Source organism: Micromonospora sp. WMMD1076 (assembly GCF_029581475.1).
Classification (GTDB): domain Bacteria; phylum Actinomycetota; class Actinomycetes; order Mycobacteriales; family Micromonosporaceae; genus Micromonospora; species Micromonospora aurantiaca.
The window spans coordinates 5,434,711-5,455,524 of record NZ_CP120862.1 but is presented as its reverse complement, the minus strand read 5'-3'; the positions used below and the strand labels follow the sequence as shown (position 1 = coordinate 5,455,524).

Genomic DNA, 20,814 nt, shown 5'->3' with positions numbered 1-20,814 from the left:
GTGATCGTCCGGGTGCGGGTCGGGGGGTCGGCTCCCACCGCGGCGGACTAACCTGGCCGTATGCGTCTCTCCGCCCGGGTCGACTATGCCCTCCGCGCGGCCGCTGAGCTGGCCTCGGTCGCGGACGGGGGGACCACCGGGCGGAGCCGGCCGGTGACCGCCGAGCAGATCGCCCGCGCGCAGGACATCCCGCCGAAGTTCCTGGAGAGCATCCTGCTGCAACTGCGCCGGGGCGGCATCGTGCACGCCCAGCGTGGCCCCGAGGGCGGCTACTGGCTGGCCCGGCCGGCCGGGGAGATCTCCCTGGCCGAGGTGATCCGCGTCATCGACGGTCCGCTCGCGCACGTGCGCGGGCAGCGCCCGGAACAGCTCGGCTACCAGGGTGCGGCCCGCGCGTTGCAGGACGTCTGGATCGCGCTGCGGGCCAGCGAGCGGGAGATCCTCGAGCTGGTCACCATCGCCGACGTGGCCGCCGGCGCGCTGCCCGGCCGGGTCAACGAGCTGGCCGCCGACCCGCGCGCCTGGAGCTGACCACACCGTCCGGCGTCTCCTACCGACCGGATGGGGGACTTGACCCGGGGCGCCTCCGTGCCGCATTGTCGACCAAGTTGATAGGAGATACCGAAAAGTCAGGGGGCGCTCGTGCGCAAGCTGCTGGTCCTCGCCCTCGTCGGGCTCGCCGCGCAACTCGTCGACGGCGCGCTCGGCATGGCGTACGGGCTGACCTCCTCGACGCTTCTCCTGTTCGCCGGTGTCGCGCCGGCCGCCGCGTCCGCCTCGGTGCACCTGGCCGAGATCGGCACCACGCTCGCCGCGGGCGTCTCGCACTGGCGTTTCGGTAACGTCGACTGGCGGGTGGTCGGCCGCATCGCGCTGCCCGGCGCGATCGGTGCGTTCGCCGGGGCGACGTTCCTCAGCTCCATCTCCACCGAGGCGGCGGCGCCGTGGATGGCCGCCATCCTGTTCACGCTCGGCGCGTACCTGCTGGTGCGGTTCTCCCGGCCGCTGCGCGCCAACCGCGCCGCCGGCCGGCTGCGCAGCCGCTTCCTCGCCCCGCTCGGCCTGGTCGCCGGCTTCGTCGACGCCACCGGCGGCGGTGGCTGGGGGCCGGTCGCCACCCCGGCGCTGCTCGTCTCCGGCCGGATGGAACCCCGCAAGGTCATCGGCTCGGTGGACACCTCCGAGTTCGTGGTGGCCGGCGCGGCCAGCATCGGCTTCCTCATCGGCCTGGGCTCCGAGGGTTTCCTGTTGCCCACGGTGGCCGCGCTCCTGGTCGGCGGCCTGATCGCCGCGCCGATCGCGGCCTGGCTGGTCCGCATCGTCCCCGCCCAGCTGCTCGGCGCCGTGATCGGCGGCGTGATCGTGCTGACGAACGCCCGTACGCTGCTGAGCGCCGGCGGCGTGGGCGGCTCGGCGCCGGTGGTGGTGTACGTGCTGCTCGGCGCCGCCTGGCTGGCCGCCGTCGGGCTGGCGGTGCGGGCGCTGCGCCGTACCCGCCAGGCCCGCGCCACCGTCGAGGCGGCCCTCGCCGCCAGCCCTGCTCCGGCGGGAGAGTCCGCCGCGTCGGCGGAGCCGGGGGAGTCCGCCAGGTCTGGTGAGTCCGCCGAGCCGGCGTCGGGGGGGTCCGCCGAGGCCGCGGAGTCGCGGAAGCTCGCCGCCGCCGTCGAGGGCTGAGCCTCGGGCCTTCCCGGGGGCGCGCCCCGCACCCGCGAGGAGTGTTCCTCGGCGTGTCGCCCGCCGACGACACAAGCCCTCCAACCGATATGCCTCTCGGTCGTGCTTATGACTGGGAGGCATATCGGTTGTCGGTCGTCCCTTCTCGCCGCCCGCCGCCCGCCGCGACTGTCCCGCGACGCCGACCGCGACTGTGCCGCGCTGGCCGCCACTGCACCGGGACGGATGGAGGGCGTGCGACGTGCTCGGTGGGCCCGGCGCTTGTGGGGGTGTCCGGCGGTGACCTAGGCTGACGGAGCGCGGAGCCGAATCATGGACGTCGATGTGTTGACGTCGCTCGTCGCGTCAGGGCACGTATCCGCCGGTCCGGGCAGGCCGGCGCCCGCCCCGTGCCTGACCTCCGCGAAAGGCATTCCCGTGCACCTCACCACCCCACGCCGCCGGATCGCGCTGCTCGCCGCGGCTTCGGCGGTCACCCTGTCGGCCGGCGCGCTCACCACGATGACCGCCGCGGCGGCGGCCGCCGCCTGCCGGGTCGACTACCGGATCACCAACCAGTGGAGCGGCGGCTTCGGCGCCGACGTGACAGTGACCAACCTCGGCGACCCGGTCAACGGCTGGACCCTCGGCTGGAGCTTCGCCGCCGGCCAGCAGGTCGTCCAGGCGTGGAACGCGACTGTCAGCCAGTCCGGCGCCCAGGTCAGCGCCCGCGACGCCGGCTACAACGCGGCCATCGGCACCGGTGGCACCGCGAACTTCGGCTTCAACGGCTCGTGGAACAACACGTCGAACCCGGTCCCGGCCGCCTTCACGCTCAATGGCACCGCCTGCACCGGCGCGCCGTCCACCACCCCGCCCCCGTCGACGCCACCGCCGAGCACGCCCCCGCCGTCCACGCCCCCGCCCACCACGCCACCGGCCGGCGCGAAGCAGATGGAGGACCTCGATCGAGGGCTGACCAGCGTCCGCTCCGGCAGCGGGAACCTGGTCTCCTGGCGGCTGCTCGGCACCGAGACGACGGGGGTCTCGTTCAACCTCTACCGGGGCGGCACCAAGGTCAACGGCAGTCCGATCACCGGCGCCACCACGTACCTGGACAGCGGCGCGGCCGCCGGATCGGCGTACACCGTGCGGGCCGTGGTGAACGGCGCCGAGCAGGCGGCGTCCGCCCCGGCGCTCCAGTTCGCCAACGGCTGGCTGGACGTGCCGATCCAGCCGCCGCCCGGTGGCACCACCCCGACCGGGGAGGGGTACAGCTACTCGGCGAACGACGCGAGCGTCGGTGACCTCGACGGCGACGGCCGCTACGAGTTCGTGCTCAAGTGGGATCCGTCGAACGCCAAGGACAACTCGCAGTCCGGCTACACCGGCAACGTCTACGTCGACGCGTACACGCTCGGCGGCACCCGGCTGTGGCGCATCGACCTGGGCCGCAACATCCGCGCCGGCGCCCACTACACCCAGTTCCAGGTGTACGACTACGACGGCGACGGGGACGCCGAGGTGGCCATGAAGACCGCCGACGGCACCCGCTCCGGCACCGGCCAGGTGATCGGGAACGGCTCGGCCGACCACCGCAACTCCAGCGGCTACGTGCTCGCCGGCCCGGAGTACCTGACCATGTTCGACGGCCGCACCGGCGCTGCTGTCTCCACAGTCGACTACGACCCGCCGCGCGGCACCGTCTCCTCCTGGGGCGACTCGTACGGCAACCGGGTCGACCGGTTCCTCGCCGGCACCGCGTACCTGGACGGGCAGCGCCCATCACTGATCATGGCGCGCGGCTACTACACCCGGGCCGTCGTCGCGGCCTGGGACTTCCGCGACGGCACGCTGCGCAAGCGCTGGACGTTCGACTCGAACGCCTCCGGCAACGGCGCCGCCGCCGGCCAGGGCAACCACCAGCTCTCCGTGGCCGACGTGGACAACGACGGCCGTCAGGAGATCGTGTACGGCGCCGCCACGATCGACGACAACGGCCGGCTGCTGTACTCCACCGGCAACGGCCACGGCGACGCCCTGCACGTCGGCGACCTCGACCCCTCCCGCGCGGGCCTTGAGGTGTTCAAGGTCGACGAGGACGGCAGCAAGCCCAGCTCCTGGATGGCCGACGCGCGGACCGGGCAGATCATCTGGCAGACCGCGCCGGGCGGCGACAACGGCCGCGGCGTCTCCGCCGACGTCTGGGCGGGCAGCCCGGGTGCCGAGTCCTGGTCGTCGGCTGTCGACGGGCTGCTCAACACCCGGGGCCAGAACGTCGGGCGCAAACCGTCGTCGGCGAACTTCCTGATCTGGTGGGACGGCGACCCGGTCCGGGAACTGCTCGACGCCACGAAGATCGACAAGTACGGCATCGGCGGCGAGACCCGGCTGCTCACCGCCAGCGGCGTCGCCTCGAACAACGGCACGAAGTCCACCCCGGCGCTCTCGGCGGACCTGCTCGGCGACTGGCGGGAGGAGGTCGTCTGGCGCACCTCCGACAGCACCGCGCTCCGGATCTACAGCACGCCTGTGACCACCGGCCTGCGGCTGCCGACGCTGATGCACGACCCGCAGTACCGGGTGGCGGTGGCCTGGCAGAACACCGCCTACAACCAGCCGCCGCACCCGGGCTTCCACCTGGGCGACGGCATGAGCACCCCGCCCGCGCCGAACATCTACCTGCGCTGAAACGGCAGGCACCGGGTCGCCGGCCGCGGAACCCGCTCCGCCGGCGACCCGGTGCACCACACCGCAGCATTCCCGACCCGTCCCGACCGGGAATGCCGTACCACCACCGGGGACAAAGTTATGCGTCCCGCGCGACGGTGCGGTGACGTCGCTATGAAGAGCATGTTTCAGCCCTCCCGGCGCAGCCCGCCCGCCACCTTCTCGGCGATCAGCTCGAACGAGCGGACCCGGTCCGCCACGTCGTACACCATCGTGGTGAGCATCAGCTCGTCCGCACCGGTGCGCTCCAGCAGCTCCCCGAGCTGCCGGGCCACCGTCTCCGGCGAACCGGTCGCCTGGCCGTCGCGGCGCTGGGCGACGAACTCCCGCTCGAACTCCGAGTACGGGTACGCCGCCGCCTCCTCCGGCGTGACGAGCGGCTCCGGCCGCCCCGACCGTAGCTTCAGGAACGACAGCCCGGCCGGCCCGGCCAGCCACTCGGCCCGCTCGTCGGTCTCCGCGCAGACCGCGTTGACGGCCACCATGGCGTACGGCCGGTCCAGCCACTGCGACGGCCGGAAGTTCTGCCGGTAGAGCTGCAACGCCGGAATCGTGTTCTGCGAGCTGAAGTGGTGCGCGAACGAGAACGGCAGCCCGAGCAGGCCGGCCAGCTGCGCGCTGAACCCGCTCGACCCGAGCAGCCACACCTGCGGCGACTGGCCGCGGCCCGGCGTCGCGGTGATCGGGCCGGGCTCGGCGCCGGAGAAGTAGTTCATCAGGTCGGCCAGCTCACGCGGGAAGTGCTCCGCGGACAGGCCCTCCATGGTGCGGCGCAACGCCAGCGCGGTCACCTGGTCGGTGCCCGGAGCCCGGCCGATGCCCAGGTCGATCCGGCCCGGGTGCAGCGCCTCCAGGGTGCCGAACTGCTCGGCCACCACCAGCGGCGCGTGGTTGGGCAGCATCACCCCGCCCGAGCCGAGCCGGATCGTGCCGGTGTTCGCGGCCAGGTGCGCGAGCAGCACCGCCGGCGCGGAACTCGCGATCGCGGGCATGTTGTGGTGCTCGGCCACCCAGAACCGGCGATAGCCCAGCTCCTCGGTGCGGCGGGCCAGCTCCGTGGTGTACTTCAGAGCCTCACCGGCACTGCCGGTCGCCGCCACCGGGGCAAGATCAAGAACAGACATGGGTACGTCGATCACAGCGTGGTGCAACAGGCGACGTGCCGGAATTGTTCCGCCGGGTGCGCTACCCCATACCCCGGGCCTGCTCGAAGATCAGGCTGGTCTGCGTGTGCTGCACCGCCGGATCGACTGCGAGATGATCGAGGACGAAGTCCCGCAGCGCGTCACCGGAGGCGGCCCGGACGTGCAGCACGTAGTCCTCCGCGCCCGCCACGTGGAACACCGACACCACCCCTGGTAGCCGCACCGACCGGGCCCGGAACGCGTCCACGGCGGCCCGCTCGTGCGCCGTCAGCCGCACGGAGACCAGCGCCTGCAACGGCAGGCCCACCGCCGCCGGGTCCACCTCGGCGTGGAACCCGCGGATCGCCCCGCACTCCCGCAGCGCCCGGGTACGCGTCAGGCACGTCGACGGCGCCACCCCGACCCGCTCGGCCAGCGCGTTGTTCGGCAGCCGGCCGTCCGCAGCCAGCTCGGTGAGGATCGCGCGGTCGGTGTCGTCCAGGCCGGCGAACGGCCGTACATCATTCGGTGCGGCAGGCATGCGACCATCCTTCACCGAATCACCACCGGGCGAAAGCGTGATTGCCAGAATCTTGTTCGCCGCTATTGCCCCTGGCCGTCGTCATGTTCGACGCTTCCGGCATGACTTCCGTGGACACCGCAGCCGTACACGCCGGGCGCGCCGACCTCGCCGGGCTCGGCGTCCACGTCCCGCCGATCGACCTGTCCACCACCAACCCGCTGCCCTCGGTGGCCGGCGGCGGTGACGACTACGAGACGCTCGCCACCGGCGGCACCCTCCCGGCCGGCGGCAGCGCCGTCTACCAGCGCCTCTGGAACCCCACGGTGGCCCGGTTCGAGACCGCGCTCGCCCAGCTCGAAGGCACCGCCGAGGCGGTCGCGTTCGCCAGCGGCATGGCCGCGCTCACCGCCGCCCTGCTCGCCGCCACCCGCGACGGCAAGCGTCACGTCGTCGCCGTCCGCCCCCTCTACGGCGGCACCGACCACGTCCTCGCCACCGGCCTGCTCGGCACCGCTGTCACCTGGGCCACCACCGCCGACGTGGCCGCCGCGATCCGCCCCGACACCGCCCTGGTCGTGGTCGAGACGCCGGCCAACCCCAGCCTCGACCTGGTCGACATCGCCGCGCTCGCCGACGCCGCCGGTGACGTCCCGCTGCTCGTCGACAACACAGTCGCCACCCCGGTGCTCCAGCAGCCCGCCCGCCACGGTGCCGCGCTCGTGCTGCACAGCGCCACCAAGAGCATCGGCGGCCACGGCGACGTCCTCGCCGGCGTCGTCGCCTGCGGACCCGAGTGGGCCGCCCGGCTGCGTCAGGTCCGCGCCGTCACCGGTGCCGTCCTGCACCCGCTCGGCGCGTACCTGCTGCACCGCGGCATCCAGACCCTCCCGCTGCGCGTCCGCGCCCAGCAGGCCGGCGCGGAGAAACTCGCCGCCTGGCTCGCCGGGCACCCCGCCGTCGAGCGCGTCCACCACCCGTCGCTGCACGACCCGGCCGGACTGGTCGGCCGCCAGATGTCCGGCACCGGCAGCCTGCTCGCCTTCGAGGTACGCGGCGGCGCGCCCGCCGCGGCCGAGGTCGCCGGCGCCTGCGAGCTGATCACGCACGCCGTGTCGCTCGGCGGCGTCGACACGCTGATCCAGCACCCGGCCTCGCTCACCCACCGGCCGGTCGAGGGCGACGCCAAGCCCTGCGGCGGGCTGCTGCGCGTCTCGGTCGGCCTGGAGGACCCGGAGGACCTGCGGGCGGACCTCGCGCGGGCGCTGGCGCGGATCTGACGGCGGCCGGTCGCCCGCGTCCGCGGCGTCGTCCGGTCACGACTTCGGGCCGACGTGCCGGTCGAGGGCGGCGACGGCTTCCCGGCGGGCCACCGACAGGGAATTGCGGCGATTCATCCGCCAGGCGATGCCGAGCCGGTCGAGGGCCTGCTGGCACAGGCCCATGATGTCGCCCGACTCGTTGGCGAACATGTAGCGCGGATAGACGTAGCGCTTGCCGCGCACGACCACCTGATTGGCGAAACGGCAGCCGTCGGAGTGGAAGAGGCCGCGCAGGAAGTCGCCCGCCTGGGCCTCGACGATGGGGCGTTGCCAGTCGGTCAGGACGATCGGGCGCTCGTGCTTCTTGCCGGGCCCGTGCTGCGGTAGTAGGCACGGCCAGTGCTGGCCGTAGCTCTGCACATTGACGCAGCCCGGTTTTGAGACCCGCTGCACCTTTTCGGCCAGCACCGCTCGCATGGCGTCGTCGCACGCTTCGATCAGGCCCGGCCAACAGTCGCTGCAGGCGATCCGGAGCACCGGCACCCGGGCCTTGGTGACGAGGTGCCCGTCGCCGAGGTAGAGGCCGAGGAGATAGGCGTAGGCCGCCGGGTCTGCCGGAGCGTGGATGTCGTCACGACACCGGAAGCATCGCAGTGCGGTGCCCTGCTGCTTCGGCACCGGCCGGTCCTTGCACCAGTGGCGGACCGTCGGATAGGAGAGCCCCACGGTCCGCGCCACCTCGGCGACGGTCGCGCCGTCGAGGTAGAGACGCCGCGCCCGGGCGCGCAGTTCGGGTGGATGCACAGCCCTATGGTCGAACGCCTGTATGACATTTCTGGTGCCCTCGGTGGGATTCGAACCCACACTGTATGGAGTTTGAATCCATTGCCTGCTGCCAGTTGGGCTACGAGGGCGTTCCGTGATTCGGCCTCGACAGCCTACCCGCTAGGCTGAAGGCGGCGACACCCGGCAGGGCGGGTGTCGGGCTCGAACCGGTGGGAGTGGCTCGTGGGCGAGATGCAGGCGGACGCCGAGCGCAAGCGCGTTCTGATCGCCGAGGACGAGGCGCTCATCCGGCTGGACCTGGCCGAGATGCTTGTCGAAGAGGGCTACGAGGTGGTCGGCGAGGCCGGTGACGGCGAGACCGCCGTCAAGCTCGCCGAGGAGCTCAAGCCGGATCTGGTCATCCTCGACATCAAGATGCCGATCATGGACGGGCTGGCCGCCGCCGAGCGGATCGCCGGCGCGCGCATCGCCCCGGTGATCATCCTGACCGCGTTCAGCCAGCGTGACCTGGTGGAGCGGGCGCGGGCGGCCGGCGCGATGGCGTACCTGGTCAAGCCGTTCCAGAAGAGCGACCTGGTGCCGGCGGTGGAGATCGCGCTGTCCCGCTACTCCGAGATCGCCGCGCTGGAGTCGGAGGTGGCCGGCCTCACCGACCGGCTGGAGATCCGCAAGACCGTCGAGCGCGCCAAGGGCGCGCTGATGACCACGTACGGCATGACCGAGCCGCAGGCGTTCAAGTGGATCCAGCGCACCGCGATGGACCACCGGATGACCATGAAGGAGGTCGCCGAGCGGATCCTCGCCGAGACCGCCGGCGGCGAGGTGGAGCAGCCCGCGTCCTGACCTGCCCGGGAGACGTCCGATCGATAGGATCGGATCCATGTCTTCCGCGCGCGTCCGGCCGGTCCTCGTCGCCGCTGCCGCCGCGCTGCTCCTGGTGGCCTGTCACGCGACGCCGCTACCGCTGCCCGAGCCCGCGCCGGTACGCCCGCAGTGGCAGCCCGTCGAGCTGGCCGTGCCCGCCGGCGCCGCCGGACGTCCGGTGCTGCGCGACGCCGCGCGGTGCGCCGGCCGGTGGTACGTGGTGGGCGGGCTGGCCGATCCGGCGGGGGAGACCCGCCCGGCGGCGTGGTCCTCATCGGACGGCGTGACCTGGTCGCCGATTCCGGTGCGCGCGCAGACGTTCTACGGCCGTCAGCACGTGCTCTACGCGGTGGCCTGCCGCGACGACGGGATGGCGGCGCTGGGTGCGAAGACCGGTGGCGTGCACGGCAATCCGCGTACCGGAACGTGGGTGTGGCGTCCGGGCGGGCCGTTGCGGGAGGTGCCGGCGGCGTTCGAGTTGTTCGGCGGCCCGCGCGCGGTGAGCGCGTCGCGGCTGGCGGCCGGGCCGGACGGCTGGCTGGTGGCGGGGGCGCGCGCGGACGGCGCGGCGGTGTGGTCGTCGCCCGACGCGGAGGGGTTCGTCCTGCGCGAGGGGGTCGCGGAGCTGGCCGGCGACGGCCGGGGCCGGACGGCGGCGTACGACGTGGCGTCGGTTGGGCCGGGCTGGCTGGTGGTGGGGTCGTTGCTGCCGCCAGGCGGGACGGCCCGGACGCCGCTCGCGTGGTTCTCGTCCGACGGCCGGGTGTGGCGGCGGGTGGTCCTGCCGGTGCCGGCGGGCGTCGCCGGGGCGGCCGAGCGGGTGGTGTCGCCCGACGGCGGCCCGGTGGCAGTCGGTCCGGTGGGTGACCGCTTCGCGGTGTGGCGCGGGTGCGACGAGTGTGGCTCGCCGTCCGCCGGTTCGGCGGGTGCGGCGCAGGGGTGGCGGCGGGTCGGCGGGTTCGGCTCGGCGGGCCCCGGGGTGTCGTCGGTGGACGCGCTCGCGGCGTCCGGTGGGCGGCTCGTCGCGGTGACCGGGGACGGGGCTCAGCGACGGCTCTGGATGTCGCGTGACGGCGGCGCGTCGTGGCTTCCGGTGATCACGCCGGTGCCGGTGCCGGACGGGGGCGACGCGGCGCTGGCGGTGGCGGTCGGCGACGACCGGCTGCTCGTGATCGCCGATGACGGGAGGACGTCCCGTGCCTGGTGGGGGGCGTTGCCAACCGTCGATCGGTAGCGGGTGGAGAGGGCATGGCTCGTTACCGAGGAATAGTCGGCGAATGCCTTTCCCGGCCTTCGGTTCTTACGCCGATGGGCTTGAATCCGCCACGGCGTGTAACGGTTCGGTCAACCCCGCTTTCCAGGTCTTACGCCACCGCTCACGGTGGGATAACGTCCCGCCCCAGACCGGCGACGACGGTCTTGGTTCGTCCACCCCGCAAGGGCCAATCAGCGGCGGGTGGTTCGGATCATGGACGGAGGAGGGTTCGGGCCTTGAGGCAGAAGCTCGCACGCGTGATCGGCGGGGTCGCCATGCTGGCGCTCGTCGCCGGTGGCACCGCTTGTTCCAGCGGCAGCGACGATGAGGGTTCCGGGGGCAGCGCCTGCGGGAGCAAGATCGCTTTCTTCGGCGCGCTGACCGGTAGCTCGGCCGCGCTGGGCATCAACGAGAAGAACGGCGTCAAGCTGGCCGTCGACAAGTACAACAAGGAGAACGCGGACTGCAAGGTCGAGCTCGCCGAGCTCGACTCGCAGGGCAGCCCGGACCAGGCGCCGGGTCTGGCCCAGAAGGCGATCGACGACACCAAGATCCTGGGTGTCGTGGGTCCGGCCTACTCGGGCGAGTCCGAGGCCGCCGGCCCGCTGTTCAGCGAGGCCGGTCTGGTCACCATCACCCCCTCCGCGACCCGTCCCAGCCTCGCCGAGCAGGGCTGGAAGACCTTCTTCCGGGCGGTCGGCAACGACCTGAGCCAGGGCCCCGCCGCCGGTAACTACATCAAGAACGTGATGAAGGCCGACCGGGTCTACGTCATCGACGACCAGTCCGCGTACGGCGCCGGCCTGGCCGACGAGGTCAAGAAGGTTCTCGGCGCCTCGGTCGTGGGCAGCGACAAGGTCCAGGGCGAGGGCAAGCAGGTCGAGTTCTCCGGTGTGGTCACCAAGGTCAAGGCCGCCAACGTCAAGGCGGTCTTCTACGGCGGCTACTACCAGGAGGCCGGCCTGATCCGCAAGCAGCTCACCGCTGCCGGGGTCACCGCTCCGCTGGTCGCCGGTGACGGCGTGAACGACGGCGCGTACATCACCTCCGCCGGTGCGGCCGCCGCCGAGGGCACCATCCTCACCTGCCCCTGCGCTCCGTCCACCGAGGCCCGCGGCACCTTCGCCGCCGACTTCAAGGCGCTCAACGGCACCGAGCCGGGCACCTACAGCGACACCGCCTACGACGCGGCGAACATCCTGCTGGCGGGCATCAAGGCCGGCAAGAGCACCCGTGCCGACCTGCTGGAGTTCGTGAAGGGCTACAGCGGCGAGGGCGTTGCCGCCAGCTACAAGTTCGTCGAGGGCGGCGAGCTGGACCCGGCGCAGGTCAAGGTCTGGGCGTTCAAGGTGCAGGGCGGCAAGGTCGTCCCGGACCAGGAGATCCCCAAGTCCTGATCGTTCGATCGCTGGACTGGCGATTGAGTAGTGATCGCGGGTGCGGCCGGGAGCTGGCTCCCGGCCGCACCCTCTTTTTCTCTTGAGCGACGGAGCGTCCCTCCCTTGGACTTCGACGGATTGTTCTCCAACTTCGGGGAACTCACCACGACCGGCTTGACGCAGGGCGCCATCTACGCCCTGGTCGCGCTCGGCTACACGCTTGTGTACGGCGTGCTCAGGCTCATCAACTTCGCCCACTCCGAGGTCTTCATCGCCGGCGCGTTCGCCGCGATCTGGACCTGGAACGGCTTCGGACTCGACCAGAACTCGCAGGTCAGCGGCATCGGCTCGATCATGTTCTACCTGCTGGTGGCGATGATCGTGGCTGCGATCGCCTCGGCGGGCACCGCCACTGTGATCGAACGGGTCGCGTACCGGCCGCTGCGGAAGCGCAACGCGCCGCCGCTGGCGTTCCTCATCACCGCCATCGGTGCCTCGATCGCCATCTCGGAGGCGTTCGGCGTCTACACCCGGCGGCGGCCGGAGGGTGCGCCGATCCTGGTCAGCTCGGAGCCGCTGTTCCACGTCGCCGGGGTGCCGATCGACGCGGTGCAGTTGCTCACGATCGGTTCCGCGCTGGTGATGATGTTCGCGCTGGACCAGTTCATCAACCGCAGCCGTACCGGCCGCGGCATCCGGGCGGTGGCTCAGGACGCCAACACGGCGGCGCTGATGGGCGTCAACAAGGACCGCATCATCCTGATGGTCTTCATCGCCGGTGGCACCATGGCCGGCGTCGCGGGCCTGCTCTACGACGTGCGGATCCAGACGCTCACCTACAGCGTCGGCTTCCTGCTGGGCCTCAAGGCGTTCACCGCGGCGGTGCTCGGCGGTATCGGCAACCTGCGCGGCGCGCTCGTCGGCGGGTTGCTGCTCGGCGTCGTGGAGAACTACGCCGCGGGCCTGTTCGGCAGTCAGTGGAAGGACTTCGCCGCGTTCGCGGTGCTGGTCGTCCTGCTGATGTTCCGGCCGACCGGTCTGCTCGGCGAATCACTGGGGAGGGCACGCGCATGACGACCACCATCGACCCGCCGGAGCGGCGGGAGACGGCGGCGGACAAGCTGCGGCAGGGCCGGCACGCGATCTCGGAGCGCTGGCACCACGCGCCGCGCTGGGTGCGCTGGGTGCTGCTGGTCGCGGTCATCGCGTTCTTCTACGCGCTGCCGAACAAGGAGTTCTACCAGTACCTCGGGCCGATCCCGACCCCGGGAGCGAACTTCACCCAGGTGATGTTCACGGTCTCGATCTACGTGCTGCTGGCGGTCGGGCTCAACATCGTGGTCGGCTTCGCCGGCCTGCTCGACCTCGGCTACTTCGGCTTCTTCGCCGTCGGCGCGTACACGGTAGCGGTGCTGACCTCGCCGAGCAGCGACATCAAGACGCTGTGGCCGTGGCTGCTGGTGGTGCCGATCGCGATCGCCCTGACCATGGTCTCCGGCGTCATGCTCGGCACGCCGACGCTGCGCCTGCGCGGCGACTACCTGGCGCTGGTGACGCTCGGCTTCGCCGAGATGATCCGGATCGCGGCGGTCAGCTCCGAGTTCCTCAAGGGACAGCGCGGCTTCAACCAGATCCCGCACCCGCCCGGCCAGTACGCCGACGGCCGGCCGTGGTTCGGCGTGCTCGACGCCCGCCCGTACTACTGGCTGGTGCTCACGCTGATCATCCTGGTGGTGATCGGGGTGCGGAACCTGACCCACAGCCGGGTCGGCCGGGCCTGGATCTCGATCCGCGAGGACGAGGACGCCGCCCAGTTGATGGGCGTGCCGACGTTCAAGTTCAAGCTGTGGGCGTTCGCCTCCGGCGCGGCCATCGCCGGCCTGGCCGGCGCGTTGTTCGCCGGTAAGCAGAACTTCGTCAACTCGCAGAACTTCGAGCTGCTCAACTCGATCATCATCCTGGCCGCTGTCATCTTCGGCGGCTCGGGCAACATCGTCGGCGCGATCGTCGGCGGCGGCCTGGTGGCGTACATGATCGAGCGGTTCCGCGGCATCGAGCTGTTCGGCGTGGAGCTGTACGAGTACCGGTTCCTCTTCTTCGGCCTGGTGCTCGTGGTGATGATGATCTTCCGGCCGCAGGGCCTGATCCCGAACCGGCGACGGGCGGCGGAGTTCAAGGACCGCCGCAAGGAGGTGATCGTCGGTGAGTGACACCGAGCAGACCCCGGTCGTTCCGGCCCAGGCGGCGGCCCCCGCCGTCGAGACGGTCGATAAGCGGGAGCCGTTGCTGGAGGTCGACCACGTCACGCTGCGCTTCGGCGGCGTGGTGGCCCTCAACGACGTGGACTTCACCCTCTACAAGGGTGAGATCCTCGGCCTGATCGGCCCGAACGGCGCCGGCAAGACCACCTGCTTCAACGCGATGACCGGCATCTACCAGCCCACCGAGGGGCAGATCCGGTTCCTGGGCCAGAAGATCAGTGGCAAGAAGCGCCACCAGATCACCCGGATGGGCATGGCCCGTACGTTCCAGAACATCCGTCTCTTCCCGGAGATGACCGCGCTGGAGAACGTCCAGGTCGGTGCGGACGCACACCACAAGACCAGCGTGATCTCCGCCCTGCTGCGCCTGCCGCGGCACTGGAAGGAGGAGCGCGAGGGCCGGGAGAAGGCCGAGCGCCTGCTGGAGTTCGTCGGCATCAGCAACCGGATGCACGAGTTCGCCCGCAACCTGTCCTACGGCGAGCAGCGCCGGCTGGAGATCGCCCGCGCGCTGGCCACCGACCCGAAGCTGCTCTGCCTGGACGAGCCGGCCGCCGGCTTCAACCCGGCGGAGAAGGAGGAACTGCTCCAGCTCATCCGGCAGATCCGGGACCAGGGCGTGACGGTGCTGCTGATCGAGCACGACATGCGCCTGGTGATGGGCGTGACCGACCGGATCGTGGTCCTGGAGTTCGGAAAGAAGATCGCCGAAGGGCTGCCCGCCGAGGTGCGGGACAACCCGAAGGTGGTCGCGGCGTACCTGGGGGTGCCGGACGATGCTGCTTGAGATCGAGGACGTGAGCCTGCTCTACGGGCGGATCCAGGCGCTGCACGGCATCAGCCTGACCGTGGACGAGGGGGAGATCGTCGCGCTGATCGGCGCGAACGGCGCCGGCAAGTCCACCACCATGCGGGCGATCTCCGGCATCCGGCCGGTCGCCTCCGGCCGGATCAAGTTCGCCGGTGAGGACATCACCAAGCTCCGGGCCGACCTTCGGGTCCGGCGCGGGCTGTGCCAGGCGCCCGAGGGCCGGGGCATCTTCCCCGGCATGTCGGTGCTGGAGAACCTGGACATGGGCGCGTACACCCGGCGGGACAAGGCCGGTATCGCCCAGGACCTGGCCCGGGTGCTGGACCTGTTCCCGCGGCTGGCCGAGCGGCGCAAGCAGCCCGGCGGCACGCTCTCCGGCGGCGAGCAGCAGATGCTCGCGGTCGGCCGGGCGCTGATGAGCCGGCCGAAGCTGCTGCTGCTCGACGAGCCGTCGATGGGTCTCGCGCCGATGCTGATCCAGCAGATCTTCACGATCATCACGGAGATCAACCAGCAGGGCACCACGATCCTGCTGGTGGAGCAGAACGCCCAGCAGGCGCTGGCGCGCGCCCACCGGGCGTACGTGCTGGAGACCGGCCGGATCGTCAAGAGCGGTTCCGGCGCGGACCTGCTGCACGACCCCTCGGTCAAAGAGGCCTACCTCGGCGTGGCCTGACCGACCCCTCGCAAAAGGAGTACAGCCATGTTCCACCCCAACCCCGGACGGCGGGCGGCGCTCGGCGTCGCCGGTGCGGCCGTCCTGCTGCTCTCCCTCGCCGCGTGCGGCGAGGAGGAGAACACCGACCAGCCCGGTGGCGGCCCCAGCGTCTCGTCGTCGGTCGACGCCGCGCTGGCCGCGAAGGTCCCGGACGCGATCAAGTCGGACGGCAAGATCGTGGTGGGCACCGACTCCACCTACGCCCCGGCGGAGTTCCTGGACAACGACGGTAAGACCGTGATCGGCTTCGACGTCGAGCTGTTCACCGCCGTGGCGGCCAAGCTGGGCCTCAAGGCGGAGTTCGTCTCGGCGCCGTTCGGCGACATCATCAACGGCGTCAACTCGGGCAAGTACGAGGCCGGCGTCTCGTCGTTCACCATCAACGACGACCGCAAGGGCCAGGCCAACATGGTCAGTTACTTCCAGGTCGGCACCCAGTGGGTGACCAAGAAGGGCAACCCGGCCGGGGTCGCGCTGGACAACGCCTGCGGCAAGAAGATCGCTGTGCAGAAGGACACGGTCCAGGTCGAGGACATCCAGAAGCGTTCCAAGGCGTGCACCGACGCCGGCAAGCCGGCTATCACGATCGACCAGTTCCCGGGTCAGGACGCCGCCACCGCCGCCGTCGTTTCCGGCAAGGACGACGCGATGCTCGCCGACTACCCGGTCGGCGTGTACGCGGTGACGCAGTCCAACGACGCCCTGGAGCTGCTGGACAAGCAGTACGAGGCGGCGCCGTACGGCTACGTGCTGGCCAAGGAGCAGACGCAGCTGGCCGAGGCGGTGCGGGACGCCACCAAGGCCGTGATCGCCGACGGCTCGTACAAGCAGGTGCTCGACAAGTGGAAGGTGGGAGACGGCGCGATCACGGACCCCGCGATCAACCCGTGACGACATGACCACCGAGGAAGCGACAACCGCGCGGGCACGGCCGGAACCGATCAAGGCCGTGCCCGTGCGGCACCCCGGACGATGGGTCGCGGTGGCGGTGCTCTCCGTCCTGGGCGCGATGTTCGTCCACCTGCTGGTGACCAACGAGGCCTTCAACTGGCCCTTCATGGTCGACAAGATGTTCCGGCCGCCGATCATCGAGGGCCTGCTGCGCGGCACCGTGCTGATGACGGTCAGCGCGATGCTGATCGGCGTCACGCTCGGCGTGGTGATCGCGGTGATGCGGCTGTCGGACAATCCGATCCTGCGCGGCGTGGCCTGGCTCTACACCTGGTTCTTCCGGGCCGTCCCCCGGCTGGTGCTGGTGGCCGTCTCCGGCAACATCGGCATCCTGTGGAGCCGGGTCGAGTTCGGGGTGCCGTTCGACACCCAGATCGGCCAGCTGTTCGGCATCGACAACCTGCAACTGCGGCTGTTCGGGTTCTCCTCCCGTGACATCCTCACCGGCTTCATGGCCGGTCTGCTCGGCCTCGCGCTCTCCGAGGCCGCGTACATGGCGGAGATCGTCCGGGCCGGCATCCAGTCGGTCGACCCCGGCCAGACCGAGGCCGCCCAGGCGCTCGGGCTCAGCCGCGCCCAGCTGCTGCGCCGGGTGGTGCTGCCGCAGGCGATGCGGGTGATCATTCCGCCGACCGGCAACGAGACCATCGCCATGCTCAAGGACACGTCGCTGTTGCTCTACGTGCCGGTGAGCGTGGAGCTGTTCTTCCAGCTCGACGCCGTCGGCAAACGGACGTTCCAGATCTTCCCGATGTACGTCGCGGCGTGCCTGTGGTACCTGTTCCTGACCAGCATCCTGCTCGTCGGCCAGTACTTCCTGGAACGCCACTTCGGCAAGGGGTACGGCGTCACCGGGCGGGCCCGGATGAAGCTGCGGGGGATGACGGCCGAGGCCGGCGGCGGCGCGGGGGTGGTGAAGTGACCGAGCTGATCGTGCCCGCGCAGGCCACCGCGCCTACTGCCGAGTCGGGCCTCATGGTGCGGGCCGAGCAGGTGCACAAGTCGTTCGGGCCGCTGGAGGTGCTCAAGGGCATCGACCTGGAGGTCCGCTCCGGCGAGGTGTGCTGCCTGCTCGGGCCCTCCGGCTCCGGCAAGTCGACGTTCCTGCGCTGCATCAACCACCTGGAGAAGATCGACGCCGGCCGGATCTGGGTCGACGGCGACCTGATCGGCTACCGCGAGCGCGGCGGCAAGCTGCACGAGATGCGGGACAGGGAGGTGGCCGCGCAGCGCCGCGCCATCGGCATGGTGTTCCAGCGGTTCAACCTGTTCCCGCACATGACGGTGCTCCAGAACGTCATGGAGGCGCCGGTGCTGCTGCGCCAGGCGAAGAAGGCGCAGGCCCGGGAGCACGCCGCGCAACTGCTGGACCGGGTGGGACTGGGCGACAAGCTCGGCGCGTACCCCGGTCAGCTCTCCGGCGGCCAGCAGCAGCGGGTGGCGATCGCCCGGGCGCTGGCCATGCGGCCGAAGCTGATGCTGTTCGACGAGCCGACCAGCGCGCTCGACCCGGAGCTGGTGGGCGAGGTGCTGGACACGATGAAGGACCTGGCCCGCGACGGCATGACGATGATCGTGGTGACCCACGAGATCGGCTTCGCCCGCGAGGTGGGCGACCACCTCGTGTTCATGGACGGCGGCGTCGTGGTCGAGCAGGGCGACCCGCGCGAGGTGATCTCGGCGCCCCGGCACGAGCGGACCAAGGCGTTCCTGGCCAAGGTTCTCTGACCTCGGCCTCCGGTGCGGCGCGCGCCGCACCGGAGGCCGGAGTTGTCGGGCGTACGGACTAGAGTCGCAGCCGTGACAGCTACGACGCCGCGCCTGCTCCTCGTCGACGGACACTCCCTGGCATACCGGGCTTTCTTCGCCCTGCCTGTGGAGAACTTCTCCACCACCACGGGGCAGCCGACCAACGCCGTCTACGGCTTCACCTCGATGCTGATCAACGTGCTGCGCGACGAGCAGCCGACGCACATCGTCGTGGCGTTCGACGTCTCCCGCCGCTCCTTCCGCACGGAGAAGTACTCCGATTACAAGGCCGGCCGCAGCGAGACCCCGACCGACTTCAAGGGTCAGGTCAGCCTGGTCAAGGAGGTCCTCGCCGCGCTGCGCGTCCCGGTGGTCGAGAAGGAGGGCTACGAGGCCGACGACGTCATCGCCACGCTCGCCTGCCAGGCCCGCGACCAGGGCATGGACGTGCTGATCACCACCGGCGACCGGGACGCGTTCCAGCTCGTCGGCGAGCGGGTGACTGTGCTCTACCCGCGCAAGGGCGTCTCCGACCTGGCCCGGATGGACCCGGCCGCGGTCGAGGCGAAGTACGGCGTCACCCCGGACCGCTACCGTGACCTGGCCGCGCTGGTCGGCGAGACCAGCGACAACCTGCCGGGCGTGCCCGGCGTCGGCCCGAAGACCGCGGCCAAGTGGATCAACCTGTACGGCGGCGTCGAGGGCGTGGTGGCCCGCGCCGACGAGATCAAGGGCAAGGCCGGCGACAGCCTGCGCGAGCGGCTCGCCGACGTGATCCGCAACTACGAGATCAACTGCCTGGTCTGCGACCTGGAGCTGCCGGTCCGCCCCGAGGACGCCCGCTGGCAGGGCTGGGACCGCGAAGCGGTGCACCAGGTCTTCGACACGCTCCAGTTCCGCATCCTGCGTGACCGGCTCTACCAATACCTGGAGGCGGTCGAGCCGGAGGCCGAGGCGGGCTTCGATCTCGCGGGCGAGGTGCTCACCGAACCGGGCGCGCTCGCGGGCTGGCTCGGCACGCACGCCCCGGCGGGCGCACCGGTCGGCCTGGCGGTCACGCTCGACACCGGCCCCAACCGCCGGCACACAGCCACCGTGACCGCGATGGCGCTGGCCACCGCCGCAGGCGCGGGCGCCTGGTTCGACCCGAGCCGGCTGGGCGCCGACGACGAGGCCGCGCTGGCCGGGTGGCTGGCCGACGCCGAGCGCCCGAAGGTGCTGCACGACAGCAAACCGGCGGTGCTGGCGTTCGCCGCGCACGGCTGGGAGCTGCACGGCATCGCCCGCGACACGCAGATCGCCGCCTACCTGGCCCGCCCCGACCAGCGCTCGTACGACCTGACCGACCTGGCGCTGCGCTACCTGCACCGGGAACTGCGCGTCGACGCGCCGGAGACCGGTCAGCTCACCCTCGACGGGCTCGGCGACGAGGGCGTGGCCGAGCAGAACCTCATGCTCCAGGCCCGCGCCACGCTCGACCTGGCCGACGCGATCGACGCCGAGCTGTCCCGCGACGGCGAGCAGTCGGCCCGGCTGATGGCCGGCGTGGAGCTGCCGCTGATGCGGGTGCTCGCCACCATGGAGCGCACCGGCATCGCCGCCGACACCGACTACCTCTCCGAGCTGGAGGCGCACTTCGCCGCCGAGGTGAAGGCCGCCGCCCAGGGCGCGTACGAGGTGGTCGGCCGCGAGTTCAACCTCGGGTCACCGAAGCAGTTGCAGGAGATCCTCTTCACCGAGCTGGGCCTGCCCAAGACCAAGCGGATCAAGACCGGCTACACCACCGACGCCGACGCGTTGCAGTGGCTGTTCGCGCAGACCGAGCACCCGCTGCTGCACCACCTGCTGCGCCACCGTGACGTCGCGAAGCTCAAGTCGACTGTCGACGGGCTGCTCAAGTCCGTCTCCGACGACGGCCGGATCCACACCACGTTCAACCAGACGGTGGCGGCGACCGGGCGGCTGTCCTCCACCGAGCCGAACCTGCAGAACATCCCGATCCGCACCGAGGAGGGGCGGCGGATCCGCCGCGCGTTCGTGGTCGGCGAGAACTACGAGTGCCTGCTCACCGCCGACTACAGCCAGATCGAGATGCGGATCATGGCGCATCTGTCCTCGGACGACGCGCTGATCGAGGCGTTCAACTCCGGGCACGACTTCCACGCCGCCACCGCGTCCTCGGTCTTCACAGTCGAGGTCGGCGACGTCACACCCGACCAGCGCCGCAAGATCAAGGCGATGAACTACGGCCTGGCGTACGGGCTCAGCGCGTTCGGCCTGTCCCAGCAGCTCGGCATCAGCGCCGAGGAGGCGCGCGGGCTGATGGAGAACTACTTCGCCGGGTTCGGCGGGGTCCGCGACTACCTCCAGGAGGTGGTGGCCCGCGCCCGCCAGGACGGCTACACCTCCACCATCCTGGGCCGCCGCCGCTACCTGCCCGACCTGGTCAGCGACAACCGGCAGCGCCGGGAGATGGCCGAGCGGATGGCGCTCAACGCCCCGATCCAGGGTTCGGCGGCCGACATCATCAAGGTCGCGATGCTGCACGTCGACAGCGCGCTGCGCGACGCCGGGCTGCGGTCCCGGATGCTGCTGCAGGTGCACGACGAGCTGGTCTTCGAGGTCGCCCCGGGCGAGCGCGAGACGCTGGAGGCGTTGGTGCGCAAGCAGATGGGCGAGGCGTACCCGCTGTCGGTGCCGCTGGAGGTTTCGGTGGGCGACGGCCGCGACTGGAACAGCGCCGACCACTGA

18 protein-coding genes and 1 tRNA gene are annotated in these 20,814 nt (G+C 71.2%); 15 read left to right on the top strand and 4 right to left on the bottom strand.

Going from position 1 to position 20,814, the window contains the following annotated elements; genetic code table 11:
• The first annotated feature begins 60 nt into the window (after positions 1–60).
• From O7622_RS24505 to O7622_RS24495, 3 genes are all read left to right on the top strand, one after another.
• Positions 61–531 (top strand): Rrf2 family transcriptional regulator, encoded by a 471-nt coding sequence (locus O7622_RS24505; protein WP_128137741.1) that lies wholly within the window; start codon positions 61–63, stop codon positions 529–531.
• 111 nt (positions 532–642) lie between these two features.
• Positions 643–1,674, top strand: coding sequence for a sulfite exporter TauE/SafE family protein (locus O7622_RS24500; RefSeq protein WP_282310524.1), 1,032 nt, complete (start codon positions 643–645; stop codon positions 1,672–1,674).
• Positions 1,675–2,091: 417 nt separating this feature from the next.
• Positions 2,092–4,344 (top strand): cellulose binding domain-containing protein, encoded by a 2,253-nt coding sequence (locus O7622_RS24495; protein ID WP_282310523.1) that lies wholly within the window; start codon positions 2,092–2,094, stop codon positions 4,342–4,344.
• Between the two features lie 167 nt (positions 4,345–4,511).
• On the opposite strand, the gene O7622_RS24490 is transcribed toward O7622_RS24495, so the two are convergent.
• Together O7622_RS24490 and O7622_RS24485 are read right to left on the bottom strand one after the other, a co-directional pair.
• On the bottom strand, positions 4,512–5,507 hold the full coding sequence (locus tag O7622_RS24490) for an LLM class flavin-dependent oxidoreductase (RefSeq protein WP_282310522.1): 996 nt from the start codon (positions 5,505–5,507) through the stop codon (positions 4,512–4,514).
• Between the two features lie 61 nt (positions 5,508–5,568).
• Complete coding sequence (locus O7622_RS24485) at positions 5,569–6,048, bottom strand: Lrp/AsnC family transcriptional regulator (RefSeq protein ID WP_047894721.1); 480 nt, start codon at positions 6,046–6,048, stop codon at positions 5,569–5,571.
• Between the two features lie 83 nt (positions 6,049–6,131).
• Here O7622_RS24485 and O7622_RS24480 point away from each other — a divergent pair, with 83 nt between their 5' ends.
• Positions 6,132–7,307, top strand: coding sequence for a PLP-dependent aspartate aminotransferase family protein (locus O7622_RS24480; protein ID WP_282310521.1), 1,176 nt, complete (start codon positions 6,132–6,134; stop codon positions 7,305–7,307).
• Between the two features lie 36 nt (positions 7,308–7,343).
• On the opposite strand, the gene O7622_RS24475 is transcribed toward O7622_RS24480, so the two are convergent.
• Positions 7,344–8,093 (bottom strand): helix-turn-helix domain-containing protein, encoded by a 750-nt coding sequence (locus O7622_RS24475; protein WP_282310520.1) that lies wholly within the window; start codon positions 8,091–8,093, stop codon positions 7,344–7,346.
• Between the two features lie 32 nt (positions 8,094–8,125).
• A tRNA-Leu gene (locus O7622_RS24470) sits at positions 8,126–8,203 on the bottom strand.
• A 94-nt stretch (positions 8,204–8,297) separates the two neighbouring features.
• On the opposite strand from O7622_RS24470, the gene O7622_RS24465 reads away from it, so the two are divergent.
• From O7622_RS24465 to polA, 11 genes are all read left to right on the top strand, one after another.
• On the top strand, positions 8,298–8,918 hold the full coding sequence (locus O7622_RS24465) for a response regulator (protein ID WP_013287522.1): 621 nt from the start codon (positions 8,298–8,300) through the stop codon (positions 8,916–8,918).
• A gap of 37 nt (positions 8,919–8,955) precedes the next feature.
• Positions 8,956–10,173, top strand: coding sequence for a hypothetical protein (locus O7622_RS24460; RefSeq protein WP_282310518.1), 1,218 nt, complete (start codon positions 8,956–8,958; stop codon positions 10,171–10,173).
• A 257-nt stretch (positions 10,174–10,430) separates the two neighbouring features.
• Positions 10,431–11,591: a branched-chain amino acid ABC transporter substrate-binding protein gene (locus O7622_RS24455; protein ID WP_013475841.1), complete on the top strand. Its 1,161-nt coding sequence runs from the start codon at positions 10,431–10,433 to the stop codon at positions 11,589–11,591.
• A 105-nt stretch (positions 11,592–11,696) separates the two neighbouring features.
• Complete coding sequence (locus O7622_RS24450) at positions 11,697–12,647, top strand: branched-chain amino acid ABC transporter permease (RefSeq protein ID WP_013475842.1); 951 nt, start codon at positions 11,697–11,699, stop codon at positions 12,645–12,647.
• Positions 12,644–13,783 (top strand): branched-chain amino acid ABC transporter permease, encoded by a 1,140-nt coding sequence (locus O7622_RS24445; RefSeq protein ID WP_013475843.1) that lies wholly within the window; start codon positions 12,644–12,646, stop codon positions 13,781–13,783. Before O7622_RS24450 ends, O7622_RS24445 begins: the two co-directional genes overlap by 4 nt.
• 73 nt (positions 13,784–13,856) lie before the next feature.
• Positions 13,857–14,621, top strand: a complete 765-nt coding sequence (locus tag O7622_RS24440; RefSeq protein ID WP_176722847.1) for an ABC transporter ATP-binding protein — start codon at positions 13,857–13,859, stop codon at positions 14,619–14,621.
• On the top strand, positions 14,611–15,321 hold the full coding sequence (locus O7622_RS24435) for an ABC transporter ATP-binding protein (RefSeq protein ID WP_013475845.1): 711 nt from the start codon (positions 14,611–14,613) through the stop codon (positions 15,319–15,321). The genes O7622_RS24440 and O7622_RS24435 overlap by 11 nt, the downstream gene beginning before the upstream one ends.
• A 27-nt stretch (positions 15,322–15,348) precedes the next feature.
• Positions 15,349–16,254, top strand: coding sequence for an ABC transporter substrate-binding protein (locus O7622_RS24430; RefSeq protein ID WP_047893878.1), 906 nt, complete (start codon positions 15,349–15,351; stop codon positions 16,252–16,254).
• 4 nt (positions 16,255–16,258) lie between these two features.
• Positions 16,259–17,236: an amino acid ABC transporter permease gene (locus O7622_RS24425; protein WP_282310517.1), complete on the top strand. Its 978-nt coding sequence runs from the start codon at positions 16,259–16,261 to the stop codon at positions 17,234–17,236.
• A gap of 53 nt (positions 17,237–17,289) precedes the next feature.
• Entirely contained in the window at positions 17,290–18,042 is a 753-nt protein-coding gene (locus O7622_RS24420) for an amino acid ABC transporter ATP-binding protein (protein WP_187691389.1), read from the top strand.
• A 72-nt stretch (positions 18,043–18,114) separates the two neighbouring features.
• Positions 18,115–20,814 carry a DNA polymerase I gene (gene polA, locus O7622_RS24415; protein WP_282310516.1) on the top strand — a complete coding sequence of 900 codons (2,700 nt, stop codon included), beginning with the start codon at positions 18,115–18,117 and terminating at the stop codon, positions 20,812–20,814.

What these genes read in the sequence shown, in the direction of transcription:
- O7622_RS24505 (WP_128137741.1), top strand. Translation starts at nt 61, where the DNA reads ATGCGTCTCTCCGCCCGGGTCGACTATGCCCTCCGCGCGGCCGCTGAG.
- O7622_RS24490 (WP_282310522.1), bottom strand. Translation starts at nt 5,507, where the DNA reads ATGTCTGTTCTTGATCTTGCCCCGGTGGCGGCGACCGGCAGTGCCGGT.
- O7622_RS24485 (WP_047894721.1), bottom strand. Translation starts at nt 6,048, where the DNA reads ATGCCTGCCGCACCGAATGATGTACGGCCGTTCGCCGGCCTGGACGAC.
- O7622_RS24480 (WP_282310521.1), top strand. Translation starts at nt 6,132, where the DNA reads ATGTTCGACGCTTCCGGCATGACTTCCGTGGACACCGCAGCCGTACAC.
- O7622_RS24460 (WP_282310518.1), top strand. Translation starts at nt 8,956, where the DNA reads ATGTCTTCCGCGCGCGTCCGGCCGGTCCTCGTCGCCGCTGCCGCCGCG.
- O7622_RS24445 (WP_013475843.1), top strand. Translation starts at nt 12,644, where the DNA reads ATGACGACCACCATCGACCCGCCGGAGCGGCGGGAGACGGCGGCGGAC.
- O7622_RS24435 (WP_013475845.1), top strand. Translation starts at nt 14,611, where the DNA reads ATGCTGCTTGAGATCGAGGACGTGAGCCTGCTCTACGGGCGGATCCAG.
- O7622_RS24430 (WP_047893878.1), top strand. Translation starts at nt 15,349, where the DNA reads ATGTTCCACCCCAACCCCGGACGGCGGGCGGCGCTCGGCGTCGCCGGT.
- O7622_RS24425 (WP_282310517.1), top strand. Translation starts at nt 16,259, where the DNA reads ATGACCACCGAGGAAGCGACAACCGCGCGGGCACGGCCGGAACCGATC.
- O7622_RS24420 (WP_187691389.1), top strand. Translation starts at nt 17,290, where the DNA reads ATGGTGCGGGCCGAGCAGGTGCACAAGTCGTTCGGGCCGCTGGAGGTG.